Source organism: Geodermatophilus sp. Leaf369 (assembly GCF_001424455.1).
Taxonomy (GTDB): domain Bacteria; phylum Actinomycetota; class Actinomycetes; order Mycobacteriales; family Geodermatophilaceae; genus Klenkia.
The window spans coordinates 1,257,347-1,273,782 of the sequence record NZ_LMQA01000001.1 but is presented as its reverse complement, the minus strand read 5'-3'; the positions used below and the strand labels follow the sequence as shown (position 1 = coordinate 1,273,782).

Sequence of the window (16,436 nt, the reverse complement as noted above, 5' to 3'; positions counted from 1 at the left end):
CCGTCCAGTCTCGTTCCGTAGTCGTGACTCAACTCGTCAGCTCCAGGTAGAGGTCCCGGATCTTGTGCTTCTGCAGCTTCCCGGTCAGCGTCCGCGGCAGTTCCTCGACGAACAGGACGCTGCGCGGCACCTTGTAGTGGGCGATCCGGGCCCGCAGGAAGTCCAACAGCTCGCGCTCCAGCTCCGGTCCCGGGGTCGCCTCCGGCGCGGCCTGGACGACGGCCCGCACCGACTCGCCCATCTCCTCGTCCGGCACGCCCAGCACGGCCAGGTCGGTGACCGCCGGGTGCAGGGTGAGGGCGTTCTCGACCTCCTGCGGGTAGATGTTCACCCCACCGCTGATGATCATGAACGCCTTGCGGTCGGTCAGGTAGAGGAAGCCGTCCTCGTCGACGTGCCCCACGTCGCCCGTCGTGCCCCAGTTGTCGTGCTGCGGGTGCTGCGCGCGGCGGGTCTTCTCCGGGTCGTTGTGGTAGCTGAAGGGCAGCACCTCGCGCTCGAAGTACACGAGCCCGGTCTCCCCGACGGGCAGCTCGGTGCCGTCGTCGGCGCAGACGTGCAGGACGCCGAGCCCGGCGCGGCCCACCGAGCCCTGGTGGGTCAGCCAGGTCGGGCTGTCGATGAAGGTGACCCCGACGGCCTCGGTGGCCGCGTAGTACTCGTTCAGGATCGGGCCCCACCACTCGATCATCGCGGCCTTGACCTCGGCCGGAGCCGGGGCCGCCGCGTGGATCGCGACCCGGTGCGAGCCCAGGTCGTGGCGGGTGCGCTCCTCGGCGGGCAGCTTGAGCATCCGCACGAACATCGTGGGCACCCACTGGCTGTGCGTCACCCGGTACCGCTCGATGGCCGCCAGTGCGGCGACGGGCTCGAACCTCGGCATGACGACGACGGTGCCGCCGACCATGTGCACCATCCCGCCGAAGCGCAGCGGGGCTGCGTGGTACAGCGGGGCGGGGGAGAGGTAGACGGTGTCGGCGTCGAAGCCGTACATCGGGCCGAAGACGTTCAGCAGCGGCTCGCCGCCCTCGGTGACCTGCACCCCGGGCAGCGGCGGCTTCACGCCCTTGGGCAGCCCCGTCGTCCCGGAGCTGTAGAGCATGTCCCGGCCGCGCGGCTGGTCCGCCGGCGGCTCCGGGGACGCCGCGGCCAGGGCCCCCTCGTAGTCGCCGTGGCCCTCGACGGCCCCGCCCAGGGCCAGCCGCAGCGTGATGCCGGGGGTCTCGGGGACCACGGCGCGGGCCAGCTCGCTCAGCGCGGCCGAGACGATCAGCGCCTTCGCCCCGCAGTCGCCGAGCACGTAGGTCACCTCGCCCGGCGCCAGGTGCTGGTTGATCGCGGTCAGGTACAGCCCGCTGCGCATCGCGGCCCAGAAGACCTCGTAGGTGTGCAGCCCGTTCTCGGCCAGCAGCGCGACGTCGTCCCCGGGGCGCAGGCCGGCGTCGTGCAGGGCGTGGGCCAGCCGGACCGACCGCTCCTCCAGCTCGCCGTACGTGAGCGTCGCGCCGGTGTCGCTCATGACGACGGCGGGGTGGTCGGGGGCGTGGGCGCCTGGGTACACGTGCGGTCCTCCACGGTCAGGGCTGACGGTTCCGGCCGCAGCATGCCCGGTGGGTGTGACGGGGACAACACCACGACACCTCGGCCTGTCGACACGCCGGACACGCCGGGCTGTTGCACAGTGGTGGCAACAAGGCCCCTGGCCCACGCGAACGAGTGACGCGTGTGAAGGGTGTGGCCTGCATGTGACGAGCACCCCACTCCCGGTGCACACAAGCTGTCGAACTCACAGCGAGTTCCGAGTCTTCTCGCCCCGTAAGCCCAGAATCCGCTGGCAGCTGCCTAGGTTGTGCACGTCGCAGCAGGAACACGGGGTACCACCAGTCCTGCCGCTCCACCGCTCAGCCGTCCGGGGAACCCACAGCTCACCGGCTGCTGCGACACCCTCATCGGTGATCTCCCGTCCACACGGACGGCCTGGGAAGGACGCGCATGTCCGAGCACGACCACATCCTCCAGCGGCGCAGCACGCGTGCAGCCGCACTGTTGACCGCGGGCGGGGTGCTCGCCGGCTCGGCCGTGATCGGGCTGCTCCCGACCGTGGCCGGCGCCTCCAGCCACCGCGAGGCCCCGCTGATCGCGGCGGACCCCGCGGTGGACAACACCGACGTCTACGCGTTCGTCGACCCGACGGACCCGACGCTGGTCAACCTGATCGGCAACTGGATCCCGTTCGAGGAGCCCAACGGCGGCCCGAACTTCTACCCGTGGGCGACCGGCGCTGCCTACGACTTCAACATCGACAACGACGGCGACGCCGTGGCCGACCTGATCTACCGGTGGGAGTTCTCCACCCAGGACACCCGTGGCACGGACACGTTCCTGTACAACAACGGTCCGGTCACCACCCTGGACGACGAGAACCTGCTCTTCCAGCAGACCTACGACCTGACGCTGTCCGAGGACAACGGGACGACGTTCACCACCGTCCTGGACGACGCCCCGGTCGTGCCGTCCTTCACCGGCAACGCCGGGATGCCGGACTACGAGTCGCTGCGCACCGCAGGCATCACCGCTCTCCCCGACGGTGGGCAGACCGTGGCCACCCAGGCGGACGACTCGTTCTTCCTGGACCTCCGCGTCTTCGACCTGCTCTACGGCGGTGACCTGTCCGAGGTCGGCCAGGACACCCTCGCCGGGTACAACGTCAACACCCTCGCCCTGCAGCTGCCCGCCGACGCCCTCGCCCTGAACGGCGACGCCGAGGCCAACCCGCACTTCGGTGTGTGGAGCACGACGTCGCGCGACTCGATCACCACCCGCAACGTCGACGGCACCGTGACCACCGGTGGTCCCCTGCAGCAGGTCTCCCGCCTGGGTCAGCCGCTGGTGAACGAGGTCGTCATCCCCGCCGGCCTGAAGGACGCGTTCAACGCGATCACCCCGGCCGACGACGCCGGCATCCCCGCCGTCGTGGACCGGGTCCTGAACCCGGAGCTGCCCGCGCTGATCGAGGGCATCTACGGCGTCACCGCGCCGGCCACGCCCCGCAACGACATCGCCCAGGTCTTCCTCACCGGCATCACCACGGCGTTCCCGGCCCTCGCGCCCGGTGGCACCGCGCCGCTGCCGATCGACCTGAACTCGCAGGCACTGAACACCGACTACGTCGACGGGACCTTCGTCCCCTCGGAGATGCTCCGTCTGAACATGTCCATCCCGCCGACCCCGGCTGCGCAGCAGAGCCGGCTGGGCGTCGTGGGCGGTGACCTGCAGGGCTTCCCGAACGGTCGTCGCCTCGGTGACGACGTCCTGGACATCGAGGTCCTCGCTCTCGAGGGCGTCTACGACGTCACCGACTTCCCGAACAACGTCCCGGCCGACCGGGTCGCTGCCGGAGTCGCGGCCCTCGCTGCCGGTGACGCCGTCGACGTCAACGACAACGACTTCTCCAACGTGTTCCCGTACGTCTCGCTGCCCAACACCGAGGCCGTCAACGGCGGCGGCGGCACCGGTGGTGGCGGGCTCTCCCCGGTTCCCCCGGCTCCGGCCCCGACCCCCGGTGGCGGCGCGGCGACGCCGTCCACCACCCCCGTCGCCTCCGCCCCGGGTCAGTACCCGGTCGGTGGCGTCGACACCGGTGCCGGTGGCTGGGACGAGACCCTGATGCCGGCGCTGACCGGTGGGGCCGCGCTCCTGCTCCTCGGTGCCGGAGCGGGTTCGCTCATCCGCGGTCGTAACCTCCGCTCCAAGGCCGCGGGCACGCCCCAGGTCTGACCTCGCACGACGGTGCCGGGGTGTGGTGGCAGCTGCCACCACACCCCGGCACCACCCCCTCACGGACGAACCCTCACGCCGCCGGCACCCCTGACCCGGGCCCGTCGGGAGGCAGCAGACCGAAGGAACGGACTCCCATGGCTGACCACTCCGCCCCGTACGGCTCCGACCACGGCAACGGTGACGACACCCCGTTCCTCGAGTCCGAGATGACCACCGACGAGCCCGCTCCCACGAAGCGCCGTCGGCTCCCCACCTGGCTGATCCCCACCGTCGCCGCGCTCGCCGTCGGCGTCCTGGTGGGCGCCCTGTTCTTCGGCGGCTCCGACGCCCCCGCCGCCACCCCGTCGGCCACCGCCCCCACCAACTCCGCGGGCGAGCCGATCCCGCACCTGACGACCGCGCTGACCCGCTCCGAGCCGGTCCAGGTCGACATCCCCGCCATCGAGGTCAGCTCGTCGCTCGTCGACCTCGGGCTCAACAGCGACGGCACCCTCGAGGTGCCGGTGGACTTCTCCCGGGCCGGCTGGTTCACCGGCGGCAACTACCCCGGTGACCCGCAGGGCCCGCCCGGGCTGATCGCCGGCCACGTCGACGACTACACCGGCCCGGCCGTGTTCTACCGGCTGCGCGACCTGGCCGTCGGTGACGAGGTGATGATCACCCGTGCGGACAACACCGTCGCCGTCTTCACCGTCACCGAGAGCCAGGAGTACGCGAAGGACGCCTTCCCCGCCGACGAGGTCTACGCCCCGGTCGGTGACAGCGAGATCGTGCTGATCACCTGCACCGGTGCCTTCGACCAGGGGGCTCGCTCCTACGACGACAACCTCGTCGTCCGCGCCACCCTCGACCTGGACCGCTCGCTCGAGGAGAGCGACGCCCGGATCGCCGCCGGCACCCCGGCCCCCGCCGGCGACCAGCCGAACGTCTGATCGTGCGTCGTCGCAACGCGGTGGCCGCCGTCGCCGCCGGGGGTCTGCTCCTGGTGGCGTCGGTGGCCGGGTTCGCCAGTGCCCAGCAGGACCGGCAGACCACCGAGGCGGCCGCCGCCGAACAGGCTGCCGTCGTCGACCCGCTGACCGCCGCGATCGCCGCGGCCCAGACGCGGCTGGAGACCGTGCCCGGGGACTACACGACCTGGGCGCAGCTGGGCTCGGCCTACGTCGAGCAGGCCCGGGTCACCGCGGACCCGAGCTACTACGACCTCGCCGACGGCGCCCTGGCACAGTCGCTGACCCTCCGGCCCGACGCCAACGACGCCGCGCTGACCGGGCAGGGTGCGCTCGCCAACGCCCGCCACGACTTCGCCGCAGCGCGCGACGCCGCGGACGCCGCCCTCGCGATCAACCCCTACAGCGCGACCGCCTGGGGGGTGCTCACCGACGCCCGCACCCAGCTGGGCGACTACCCGGGTGCCACCGAGGCGCTGGACCGGATGCTCGAGCTGCGCCCGGGCCTGGCGTCCTTCACGCGCGCCTCCTACGACGCCGAGCTGCACGGCGACCTCGCCAACGCCCGGTCGGCGCTGGAGCAGGCGCTGGAGACCGCCACCGGCGACCCGGCCAGCGAGGCATTCTGCCGCACCTACCTCGGGCAGCTCGCCCTGAACCAGGGCGACCTGGACGAGGCCGGCGCCCAGTTCTCCGCCGGGCTGGTCGACCTGCCCGACGACGCGTCCCTGCTCCTGGGCCGCGCCCGGGTCGACGCGGCCCGGGGCAACGAGGACGCCGCGGTGGCCGGTTTCCAGCGGGTCGTGGACGCCAGCCCCCTGCCCGAGCACTTCGTCGAGTTCGGCGAGTACCTGGAGTCCCTCGGTCGGGACGACGAGGCCCAGCAGCAGTTCGCCCTGGTCGACACCGTGCGCCAGCTCTTCGCCGCCGGCGGGGTCACCGACGACCTGTCCGCCGCGCTGTTCGCCGCCGACCACGGTGACCCCGCCACAGCGCTCACCGCCGCGCAGGCCGAGTACGACCGCCGGGTCAACATCGACAGCCAGGACGCCCTGGCCTGGGCGCTGCACGCCGCCGGCCGGGACGCCGAGGCGCTCCCGCTCGCCCAGCAGGCCACCTCCCTGGGCGGGGCCAGTGCGCTGTTCCTCTACCACCGCGGGGCCATCGAGGCCGGGCTCGGGATGACCGAGCAGGCGCGCGCGACCCTGACCCAGGCGCTGGACACCAACCCGTACTTCTCCCCGCTGCTCGCGCCGCGGGCCACCGAGCTGCTGGAGTCCCTCGGCGGACCGGCATGAGGTCCCGGCGGGCAGCCGCCGTCGTCCTGGGCGCCGGCCTGTTCTGGGCGGTCGTCCCGGCCGGGGCGGCCCAGGCGCACCCGCTGGGCAACTTCACGGTCAACCACTCCGACGCCTTCGTGCTGACCCCGGACCAGGTCGCGCTGACCGCCGTCGTCGACCGGGCCGAGATCCCCACCGCGCAGCTGCTGCAGACGATCGCCCCGGACGGCTCGCCGACCGACGACCAGCTGTCCTCGGCCGCTGCCGACGAGTGCACAGACGTCGCCTCGGCCGTGCGTGCCTCGGTGGACGGCGAGCAGCTGACCTGGGCCGGCCAGGGGTCGTCGATGACGACGGTGCCCGGGGCCGGCGGTCTGCCCACCCTGCGGCTGACCTGCGACCTCACGGCACCGGCCGACCTGGGTGGCGACGCGGCGTTCGAGGTCGAGGACACGTACCTCGCCGACCGGGTCGGCTGGCGGGAGATGACCGCCGTCGGTGACGGGGTCGCCCTGCTCGATCCCCCGGTGCCCAGCGAGAGCATCACCGACGCCCTGCGCGAGTACCCCGTGGACCTGCTGGCCTCCCCGCAGGACGTCCGCGGCTTCTCCGTGGACACCCGGCCGGGCGAGGGCTCGGGCTCCGCACCGACGATCAGCACCGGGGGAGGGGACCCGTTCACCAACGCCGTCGCCGCCCTCGACCGCCGCTTCGAGGACATGATCGGTGGCCGTGAGCTGACCCCGCTGGTGGGCACGCTGGCAGTGCTGCTCGCGGTGCTGCTGGGCTGCGGCCATGCGCTGCTGCCCGGTCACGGCAAGAGCGTGATGGCCGCCTACCTGGCCGGCCGGCGGGGTCGCAGCCGGGACGCCGTCCTCGTCGGGGCCACCGTCACCGGCACCCACACCGTGGGCGTCCTCGTGCTGGGCGCGGCCATCACGATCTCCAGCTCGCTGGCCGGGGACCAGGTGCTCCGCTGGCTCGGCGTGGCCAGCGGCCTGCTCGTCGCGGGCATCGGCGTGGCCATGCTGCGCGGCGCCGTCCCCCGCTGGCGGGCCGCCCGCGCCCTGCAGATCCCGCCCGAGGCCGCCCTCCCCGAGCCGGCGCTGGCAGGCGCGGTGAGCGCCCTCGCCGGTCACCAGCACGCGGTGCACGGGCACGACCACGGCGCCGGGCACGACCACCCGCACCCGCACCCGCACGAGCACGACCACCCGCACGACCACGACCACCCGCACGACCACGACCACCCGCACGACCACGACCACGACCACCCGCACGACCACCCGCACGACCACAGCCACGGCGAGCACGACCACGACCACGACGAGCACAGCCACGACGACCACGAGCACGGCAGCTGGTGGAGCGGTGGCCACAGCCACGGTCCCGGCGGTCACTCGCACGGTCCCGGGGTGGGCCGCGGCGGGTTGATCGGGATGGGCGTCGCAGGCGGTCTGGTGCCCAGCCCGTCGGCCCTGATCGTCCTGCTGGCCAGCATCGGCCTGGGGCGCACGGCCTTCGGCGTCGTCCTCGTGGTCGCCTACGGCCTGGGCATGGCCGCCACCCTCACCGCCGTCGGCCTGCTGCTGGTCAAGCTGCGCGGCCGGCTGGAGCGCCGGGTGGCCGACCTGCGCCGTGCCCGGCTGCTGTCCCGCGTCGTGCTGGCCCTGCCGGTCCTCACCGCGGTGCTGGTGCTGGTGGTCGGGCTGTCGCTGGTCCTGCGCGGGGTCGTGCTCGGCGCCTGAGGTCCTGGACGCCGGTCAGCCGGCGTGGGCATTGCCAGGGGGCCCGGCATCGCGTAGGACCTCCCCATGAGCACCCCGGAGCCCCAGCACGCCGACCACGAGCACACCCACCCCGAGGGCGCCCACGCCCACCCGCACGGGGAGGGGCACCACGAGGGCGCCGCGGTCGTGGAGCACCACGAGCACGAGCACGGCCACCCCGAGGACCCCGAGCACGCCGACCACCAGCACCCGCACGCCCACGAGCACGGGCCAGAGCACCACCACTGACCTAGACGGTCACCCGCGGCAGCGGCACGACCGGTGTCCGGCCCAGCTCGGCCTTGGCCAGGCTGCGCAGGTGCACCTCGTCGGGGCCGTCGAACAGCCGCATCGCCCGGTGCCAGCCGTACATGGCGGCCAACGGGGTCACGTCGGTGACCCCGGCGCCGCCGTGCACCTGGATCGCCCGGTCGATCACCGCGGTGGCCGCCCGGGGGACGGCGACCTTGGCCATCGCCACCAGGTCCTTGGCGGCCTTGTTGCCCTCGCTGTCGATGACGTGGCTGGCCTGGTGGCAGATGGCGCGGGCCTGCTCGATCTCCAGGCGGGACTCCGCGATCTGCTGCTGCACCACGCCCTGCTCGGCGAGCGGCTTGCCGAACGCGACCCGTTCCTGCACCCGGGCGACCATCATCGCCAGCGCCCGCTCGGCCGCACCCAGGGCACGCATGCAGTGGTGGATCCGGCCGGGGCCCAGCCGGGCCTGGGCGGCGGCGAACCCGCCGCCCTCCTCGCCGACCACGTTGGTCACCGGCACCCGGACGTCGTCGAAGCGGACGACGGCGTGCCCGTGCTGGTCGTGGTGGCCGAACACCGGCAGGTCGCGCTCGACGGTGATGCCCGGGGTGTCCATCGGCACCAGCACCATCGTCTGCTGGCGGTGCTTGGGGGCGTCGGGGTCGGTCTTGCCCATCAGCACGAGGACGGCGCAGCGCGGGTCGAGCGCCCCGGAGGTCCACCACTTCCGCCCGTCGATCACGTAGTCGCCGCCGTCCCGGGTGATCCGGGTGGCGATGTTGGTGGCGTCGCTGCTGGCCACCGCGGGCTCGGTCATCGCGAACGCCGACCGGATCTCCCCGGCCAGCAGCGGCTCGAGCCAGCGCTGCTGCTGCTCGGGTGACCCCAGCAGGTGCAGCAGCTCCATGTTGCCGGTGTCCGGGGCGGCGCAGTTGGTGGCCTCCGGGGCCAGCTCCAGGCTCCAGCCGGTGAGCTCGGCGATCGGTGCGTACTCCAGCTGCGTCAGCCCGGACTCACTCGGCAGGAACAGGTTCCACAGACCGGCGGCCTGCGCGCTCTTCTTCAACCGCTCGACCACCGGGGGCGGTTCGTGCCCGTCCGGGCCCGCCGCGCGACGGTCGCGCTCGTACTCGGCCTCGGCCGGCAGCACCTCGTCGCGGAGGAAGTCCCGCATCCGTCCGTGCAGGGCGACGGCGTGCTCGGAGGGGGCCGGCAGCGAGACGGTCATGGGGGCGACTCCGGTGTGTGCACGAGCGGCTGTGACCTGCATCATGCACATGACCACCGACCGTGCGAGTGCCCGGCCAGCTCTGGGCGCCGCGAGAGACCGGAGACGACGATGTCCGACGTTCCTGCCATGCGCGAGGTCCTGGGCGACGACGCCCCTTCCAACTGGGGCAAGTGGGGTCCCGACGACGAGCTCGGCTCGCTGAACTACCTCGACGCCGCCGAGGTGCTGCGCGGCGCCCAGCACATCCAGAGCGGTGAGACCTTCACCCTGCAGATCCAGATGGGCCGCGCCGAGGCCCCCGGCGACCCGCTCTGGCCCGGCCGCCGCGGCATCGAGCGCAAGAACGAGCTCGACGAGTCCACCTGGGACACCGACGCCGCCCCGCAGTTCCCCGGCGGTCTGCACTACGCCGACGACACCGCGCTGATGTTCCTGCAGGGCTCCACGCAGTACGACGCGCTGGGCCACGTCTGGTACGACGGCAAGCTCTGGAACGGCTACGACGCCCGCTCCACCGTCGGCGGCATGGACAAGGCCTCGGTGCTGCCGATCGCGGAGAAGGGCATCGTCGGGCGCGGCGTGCTCATCGACATGGCCCGCCACCGCGGCAAGCAGTGGCTGGACAAGGGCGAGACCTTCGACCACACCGACCTCGAGGCCGCCGCGGCCGCCCAGGGCGTGGAGATCCAGCCGCACGACATCCTGGTGATCCGGACCGGCTGGATGAAGTACTGGTACGACCTCAACGACCCGGAGACCTTCTACGACGGGTTCGCCGAGCCCGGCCTGACCTACTCCCGCGAGCTGGTCGAGTGGTTCCAGCGCACCGAGATCCCCAACCTGGTCACCGACACGATCGCCAACGAGGTCACCTACGACCCGGTGTCCGGCGTCGCCCTGCCGCTGCACTGCGCCCTGATGCGCAACCTGGGCGTCACGCTGACCGAGATCGCCTGGCTCGACGACCTGGCCGACGCGTGTGCTGCGGACAACCGGTGGACGTTCCTCTACGTCGCCGCACCGCTCAAGGTCGTCAACGGCACCGGCGCCCCGGTCAACCCGGTCGCGATCCGCTGACCCGGGCATGAGCGTCTACACCGACAAGCCCTGGCTGGCCCTCTACGGCGAGGGCCAGCCGGCCTCGATCACCCCCGAGCACGACACCCTGCTCGCGGTCTTCGAGGCCACCCTTGCGGCCACCCCCGACGCGGTGGCGATCCGCTACTTCGACGGCACCCTGACCTTCGCCGACCTCGACGTCGCCTCCGACGCCCTCGCGGTCGGACTGCTCGGCGCGGGCTTCGCGCACGGCGACCGGATGGGCCTCTACGTCCAGAACGACCCGGCGTTCGTGATCGGGCTGCTCGGGGCGTGGAAGGCCGGGGGGTCCGCGGTCGCGATCAACCCGATGAACAAGTCCGCCGAGCTGACGTACCTGCTCGCCGACTCCGGCGCCACCGCGCTGCTGTGCCTGGACGAGCTGTACGACACGGTCGCGAAGGGGGTGATCGAGGCCGGGGAGACGAAGGTGCAGACCGTCGTCACCTGCTCCGGTCTGGACCACCAGACCCGCGGCGACCAGCGATTGTTCGAGGGCACGGTCAAGGCCCACCCCGAGGGGACCCTGGACCTGGGGGAGCTCGTGGCGACCCACGCCGGCGAGCAGCCGCCGCCGGTGCAGCTGACCGGCGACGACATCGGCGTGCTGACCTACACGTCGGGGACGACGGGGCGGCCGAAGGGGGCGATGAACACCCACTCCACGATGGTGTTCAACGCCTGCACCTACCGGGAGTGGATGAGCCTGGGCCCGCAGGACTCGGTGCTCGGGGTGGCGCCGTTGTTCCACATCACCGGGCTGATCGGGCACGTCGCGATCGCGATGCTGGTCGGCTGTCCGCTGGTGCTGGCCCACCGGTTCCACCCCGACGTGGTGCTGGAGGCCATCCGGGAGCACCGGCCGACGTTCACCGTCGGGGCCATCGCGGTGTTCATCGCCCTGGGCAACGCCACCGGGGCCGGCCGGGAGGACTTCACCTCCCTGCGGGCCGTCTACTCCGGGGGTGCCCCGATCGCCCCGGCGGTCACCGACCAGCTGGAGGAGAAGCTGGGCGTCTACGTGCACAACATCTACGGGCTGACCGAGACCAACAGCCCGTCGCACGGGGTCCCGTTCGGGGTCAAGGCGCCGGTGGACGAGAACTCCGGGGCGTTGAGCGTCGGCGTCCCGGTCTACGACACCGTCGTCCGGGTGCTGGGTGAGGACGGCGAGGAGGTGCCCGTCGGCGAGGTCGGGGAGTTCGCCACCTCCGGGCCGCAGGTCGTGCCCGGGTACTGGGAGCGCCCGGACGCCACCGCGGAGTCCATCCCGGGCGGGGAGCTGCGCACCGGTGATGTCGGGTTCATGGACGCCTCGGGCTGGTTCTTCCTGGTCGACCGCAAGAAGGACATGATCAACGCGGCCGGCTACAAGGTCTGGCCTCGCGAGGTGGAGGACGTGCTCTACGGCCACCCCGCGGTGCGCGAGGCAGCGGTCGTGGGCATCCCCGACGAGAAGCGCGGCGAGACGGTGAAGGCCTACGTCTCGCTCAAGCCGGGTGCCTCGGTCACCCCCGAGGAGGTCATCGCCTGGTCCAAGGAGCGGATGGCGGCCTACAAGTACCCGAGATACGTGGAGGTCGTCGACGAGCTGCCGAAGACCACGACGGGCAAGATCCTGCGCCGCGAGCTGCGGGCGAGGAACTGAGTGCGCAGTTGCGGTCGTCGACACGCCCCGGCGCGCCGGGGCCGGCGGCCGCAACTGCACTCTCGACAGGGGAGGGGCGCCGGGTAGCGTCCGGGGCCACGGCAGTGCAGCGAGGAAACCGGTGAGATCCCGGTGCGGTCCCGCCACTGTGACCCCCACCCGGGGGTGAGCCAGACACTCCGGCTGCCGTGCCCGACGAACTCCGGGCGCGGACCCGGGGGAAGGCGACACCCCTCATGCGCACCTTCACGCTGCTCTCCACCGGCGACACCGACCTGCTCTCGGCCAAGGCCGGCGCCTCGGACTGGAAGCTGGGCAACCCCTACCGGGTCGGCCCCGGCGAGCTGGCCGAGTTCGCCGCCGGCACCGACCTCGTCGTGTTCCGGATCCTCGGCGCCCGCCGGAAGTACGAGGACATGATCCAGCCGCTGCTGGACAGCGGGCTGCCCGTCGTCGTCCTCGGCGGGGAGCAGCTGCCCGACGCCGAGCTCATGGAGCTGTCCACGGTGCCCATGGGCGTGGCCACCGAGGCGCACGCCTACCTCGCGCAGGGCGGGCCGGACAACATCGACCAGCTGCACCGCTTCCTGGCCGACACCGTGCTGCTGGACGGCGAGGGCTTCCAGGCCCCGGCCGTGGCGCCGGACTGGGGACTGCTCGACCGGCCGACCCAGGCCACCGGTCCCCGGGTCGCCGTCCTCTACTACCGGGCGCACCACCTGGCCGGCAACACCGCCTTCGTGCACTCCCTCAGCGCGGCGATCGAGACCGCCGGCGCCGTCCCGGTCCCGGTCTACTGCTCCTCGCTGCGCTCGGTCGCCCCCGAGATGCTCGACGTGCTGCGCACCTGCGACGCCCTGGTGGTCACCGTGCTGGCGGCCGGCGGCTCGAAGCCGGCCACCGCCCAGGCCGGGGGGGACGACGGCGCGTGGGACGTCGGCGAGCTCGCCCGCCTCGACGTGCCGGTGATCCAGGGCCTCGTGCTGGGCACCCCCCGCGAGGTCTGGGCGGCCAACGACGACGGGCTGTCCCCGCTCGACGTGGGCAACCAGGTCGCGATCCCGGAGTTCGACGGCCGGATCATCACCGTGCCGTTCTCCTTCAAGGAGGTCGACGACGAGGGCCTGACCTCCTACGTCGCCGACCTCGAGCGCTGCGCCCGGGTCGCCGGCATCGCCGTCGCGCACGCCCGGCTGCGGCACACCGCACCGGCCGACCGCAAGATCGTGGTGATGCTGTCGGCCTACCCGACCAAGCACTCCCGGATCGGCAACGCGGTCGGCCTGGACACCCCCGCCTCGGTGGTGCGGCTGCTGGCCGCGATGGCCGGCCAGGGCTACGACATCGGCCCGTTCGACGGCCCCGGGTCCCTGCCCGGCGTGGCCGACCTGGACGGCGACGCCCTCGTGCACGCCCTCATCGCCGCCGGCGGGCAGGACCCCGACTGGCTCACCGAGGAGCAGCTCAGCGGCAACCCGGTGCGCATCGCCGCGGCGGACTACCGCGCCTTCTTCGACACGCTGCCCGCCGAGCTCACCGACCGGATGGTCGAGCACTGGGGCCCGCCGCCCGGGGAGCTGTTCGTCGACCGCAGCCACGACCCCGACGGCGAGATCGTCTTCGCCGCGCTGCGCGCCGGCAACCTCGTGGTGATGGTCCAGCCGCCCCGCGGGTTCGGGGAGAACCCGATCGCGATCTACCACGACCCCGACCTGCCGCCCTCCCACCACTACCTGGCCGCCTACCACTGGCTGCGCACCTCGTTCGGCGCGCACGCGGTGGTGCACGTGGGCAAGCACGGCAACCTGGAGTGGATGCCGGGCAAGACCGTCGGGCTGTCCGCGGCCTGCGCCCCCGACGCCGCCCTGGGCGACCTGCCGATGGTCTACCCGTTCCTGGTCAACGACCCCGGCGAGGGCAGCCAGGCCAAGCGCCGTGCGCACGCCGTGCTGGTCGACCACATGGTGCCGCCGATGGCCCGCGCGGACACCTACGGCGACATCGCCCGGCTGGAGCAGTTGCTCGACGAGCACGCCAACATCGCCGCGATGGACCCGCCGAAGCTGCCCGCCGTCCGGCAGCAGATCTGGACGCTCATCCAGGCCGCCAAGCTCGACCACGACCTCGGCCTGGACGACCGCCCGCACGACGCCGAGTTCGACGAGATGATCCTCAACGTCGACGGCTGGCTGTGCGCGATCAAGGACAGCCAGATCCGCGACGGGCTGCACGTGTTCGGCTCCCCGCCCGAGGGCGACGCCCGGGTCGGGCTGGTGCTGGCGATCCTGCGGGCCCGCCAGATCTGGGGCGGCTCGGTCGCCATGCCGGGCCTGCGTGAGGCGCTGGGTCTGGTCGAGGACGGCTCGGCCGGGCTCCACGAGACCGACGACGTCGAGGCCCGCGCGCTGGCCCTGGTCACCGGGATGGAGGAGGCCGGCTGGACGTCGGCCGCCGTCCCCACCGTGATCGAGGCCGTGCTGGGCGAGCCGCACGCCGACGTCGAGCGGGTGCTGCGCTTCGCCGTGGAGGAGGTCGTGCCCCGGCTGGCCAAGACCACCGACGAGCTGGACATGGCGCTGCACGCCCTCGAGGGCGGCTACGTGCCGGCGGGGCCGTCGGGCTCGCCGCTGCGCGGCCTGGTCAACGTGCTGCCGACCGGGCGGAACTTCTACTCCGTCGACCCCCGCGCCGTCCCCTCCCGGCTGGCCTGGGAGACCGGTCAGGGCCTGGCCGAGTCCCTGGTCGAGCGGTACGTCAGCGAGACCGGGGAGCACCCGCGTTCGGTCGGGCTCTCGGTGTGGGGCACCTCGGCGATGCGCACCTCCGGCGACGACGTCGCCCAGGTGCTCGCGCTGCTCGGCGTCCGGCCGGTCTGGGACGAGGCGTCCCGCCGGGTCACCACGCTCGAGGCCATCCCGCTGGCCGAGCTGGAGCGCCCGCGGATCGACGTCACCGTGCGCATCTCCGGGTTCTTCCGGGACGCGTTCCCGCACGTCGTCACGATGCTGGACGACGCGGTGACCCTGGCCGCGGGCCTGGACGAGACGCCCGAGCAGAACTTCGTCAAGGCGCACGTGGACGCCGACGTGGCCGAGCACGGGGACCGCCGTCGGGCCACCACCCGGGTGTTCGGCTCCAAGCCCGGGGCCTACGGCGCCGGTCTGCTGTCGCTGATCGACAGTCGGGACTGGCGCACCGACGCCGACCTGGCCGAGGTCTACGCGGTGTGGGGCGGCTACGCCTACGGCCGGGACCTGGACGGCGTCGCCGCCCGGTCGGACATGGAGACCTCCTACCGGCGGATCGCGGTCGCGGCGAAGAACATCGACACCCGCGAGCACGACATCGCCGACTCCGACGACTACTTCCAGTACCACGGCGGGATGGTCGCGACCGTCCGCGCGCTGACCGGCAGTTCGCCCAAGGCCTACGTCGGGGACTCGACCCGGCCCGAGCACGTGCGCACCCGCTCGCTGGTCGAGGAGACCTCCCGGGTGTTCCGCGCCCGGGTGGTCAACCCCAAGTGGCTGGCCGCGATGCGCCGGCACGGCTACAAGGGCGCCTTCGAGATGGCCGCCACCGTGGACTACCTGTTCGGCTACGACGCCACCACCGGCGTCGTCGCCGACTGGATGTACGAGAAGCTCACCCAGACCTACGTGCTCGACCCGGAGAACCGGGCGTTCATGGAGGAGTCCAACCCCTGGGCGCTGCACGGCATCGCCGAGCGGCTGCTCGAGGCCGCCGACCGCGGGCTGTGGGCCGAGCCCGACCCGCAGCTGATGGCCGACCTCAAGCAGGCCTACCTGGACACCGAGGGCGACATCGAGGGCGGGGAGACCCCCGCGCAGACCTCCACCCAGCCCACCCCCGAGAGGACCCCGTGACCCGCCGTCCCACCCTGCTCCTGACCACCCTCTCCGCCGCCGCGCTGGTGCTCACCGCCTGCGGCTCGGACCCCGAGCCGGAGGCCTCCGCCGAGCCGACCGCGACCTGCGAGAGCGTCCCCGCGACGGCGGAGGCACCGTCGTCGGTGTCCACCGACCTGGCCGTGGCCCCCGAGGTGCCGGCCTCGGACGGCCTGCCGCCGTGCGGGCTGGTGGTCAGCGACGTGGTGGTCGGCGACGGCGCGGTCGCCGAGCAGGGCGACCCGGTCGAGGTCAAGTACGTGGGGGCCTTCTACGACACCGGCGAGCAGTTCGACTCCTCCTGGAGCCGGGGGGACACCGAGACGCTGCCCTTCACCGCCGGTGGCGGCCAGGTGATCGAGGGCTTCGACGAGGGCACCCTCGGGATGGCCGTGGGTGGTCGCCGCTACGTCACCATCCCCAGCGACCTGGGCTACGGCCCGGCCGGCCAGGGGCCGATCCCCGGCGGGGCGACGCTGGTCTTCGTCGTCGACCTGGTGTCGGTGGGCTGACC

General features: G+C 72.8%; 11 protein-coding genes and 1 riboswitch. Of the genes, 9 read left to right on the top strand and 2 right to left on the bottom strand.

What is annotated here, in order from left to right:
• Positions 1-28 precede the first annotated feature (28 nt).
• Entirely contained in the window at positions 29-1,561 is a 1,533-nt protein-coding gene (locus tag ASG36_RS06305) for an acyl-CoA synthetase (RefSeq protein WP_055760815.1), read from the bottom strand.
• 431 nt (positions 1,562-1,992) lie between these two features.
• On the opposite strand from ASG36_RS06305, the gene ASG36_RS06300 reads away from it, so the two are divergent.
• From ASG36_RS06300 to ASG36_RS06280, 5 genes are all read left to right on the top strand, one after another.
• Positions 1,993-3,777, top strand: a complete 1,785-nt coding sequence (locus ASG36_RS06300) for a DUF4331 domain-containing protein (RefSeq protein WP_082522821.1) — start codon at positions 1,993-1,995, stop codon at positions 3,775-3,777.
• A 137-nt stretch (positions 3,778-3,914) separates the two neighbouring features.
• Entirely contained in the window at positions 3,915-4,712 is a 798-nt protein-coding gene (locus tag ASG36_RS06295; RefSeq protein ID WP_055760812.1) for a class F sortase, read from the top strand.
• Positions 4,713-4,714: 2 nt separating this feature from the next.
• A complete protein-coding gene (locus ASG36_RS06290) occupies positions 4,715-6,028 on the top strand; it encodes a tetratricopeptide repeat protein (protein WP_055760809.1) in 1,314 nt (437 codons plus the stop codon).
• Complete coding sequence (locus ASG36_RS06285; RefSeq protein ID WP_055760806.1) at positions 6,025-7,758, top strand: hypothetical protein; 1,734 nt, start codon at positions 6,025-6,027, stop codon at positions 7,756-7,758. Before ASG36_RS06290 ends, ASG36_RS06285 begins: the two co-directional genes overlap by 4 nt.
• A gap of 66 nt (positions 7,759-7,824) precedes the next feature.
• Positions 7,825-8,028, top strand: a complete 204-nt coding sequence (locus ASG36_RS06280; RefSeq protein WP_055760803.1) for a hypothetical protein — start codon at positions 7,825-7,827, stop codon at positions 8,026-8,028.
• A 1-nt stretch (position 8,029) separates the two neighbouring features.
• On the opposite strand, the gene ASG36_RS06275 is transcribed toward ASG36_RS06280, so the two are convergent.
• Entirely contained in the window at positions 8,030-9,265 is a 1,236-nt protein-coding gene (locus ASG36_RS06275; protein ID WP_055760801.1) for an acyl-CoA dehydrogenase family protein, read from the bottom strand.
• Between the two features lie 129 nt (positions 9,266-9,394).
• Here ASG36_RS06275 and ASG36_RS06270 point away from each other — a divergent pair, with 129 nt between their 5' ends.
• From ASG36_RS06270 to ASG36_RS06255, 4 genes are all read left to right on the top strand, one after another.
• Complete coding sequence (locus ASG36_RS06270; RefSeq protein WP_235494642.1) at positions 9,395-10,345, top strand: cyclase family protein; 951 nt, start codon at positions 9,395-9,397, stop codon at positions 10,343-10,345.
• A 7-nt stretch (positions 10,346-10,352) separates the two neighbouring features.
• Positions 10,353-12,014 (top strand): class I adenylate-forming enzyme family protein, encoded by a 1,662-nt coding sequence (locus ASG36_RS06265; protein ID WP_055760795.1) that lies wholly within the window; start codon positions 10,353-10,355, stop codon positions 12,012-12,014.
• A 111-nt stretch (positions 12,015-12,125) separates the two neighbouring features.
• Positions 12,126-12,194, top strand: a riboswitch (cobalamin riboswitch).
• A gap of 56 nt (positions 12,195-12,250) precedes the next feature.
• Positions 12,251-15,901, top strand: a complete 3,651-nt coding sequence (gene cobN / locus ASG36_RS06260; protein WP_055760792.1) for a cobaltochelatase subunit CobN — start codon at positions 12,251-12,253, stop codon at positions 15,899-15,901.
• Entirely contained in the window at positions 15,898-16,434 is a 537-nt protein-coding gene (locus ASG36_RS06255; RefSeq protein ID WP_235494641.1) for an FKBP-type peptidyl-prolyl cis-trans isomerase, read from the top strand. The genes cobN and ASG36_RS06255 overlap by 4 nt, the downstream gene beginning before the upstream one ends.
• Positions 16,435-16,436 lie beyond the last annotated feature (2 nt).

Coding starts and splice junctions, on each gene's coding strand:
- ASG36_RS06280 (WP_055760803.1), top strand. CDS start 7,825: ATGAGCACCCCGGAGCCCCAGCACGCCGACCACGAGCACACCCACCCC.
- ASG36_RS06300 (WP_082522821.1), top strand. CDS start 1,993: ATGTCCGAGCACGACCACATCCTCCAGCGGCGCAGCACGCGTGCAGCC.
- cobN (WP_055760792.1), top strand. CDS start 12,251: ATGCGCACCTTCACGCTGCTCTCCACCGGCGACACCGACCTGCTCTCG.
- ASG36_RS06285 (WP_055760806.1), top strand. CDS start 6,025: ATGAGGTCCCGGCGGGCAGCCGCCGTCGTCCTGGGCGCCGGCCTGTTC.
- ASG36_RS06275 (WP_055760801.1), bottom strand. CDS start 9,265: ATGACCGTCTCGCTGCCGGCCCCCTCCGAGCACGCCGTCGCCCTGCAC.
- ASG36_RS06265 (WP_055760795.1), top strand. CDS start 10,353: ATGAGCGTCTACACCGACAAGCCCTGGCTGGCCCTCTACGGCGAGGGC.
- ASG36_RS06270 (WP_235494642.1), top strand. CDS start 9,395: ATGCGCGAGGTCCTGGGCGACGACGCCCCTTCCAACTGGGGCAAGTGG.
- ASG36_RS06295 (WP_055760812.1), top strand. CDS start 3,915: ATGGCTGACCACTCCGCCCCGTACGGCTCCGACCACGGCAACGGTGAC.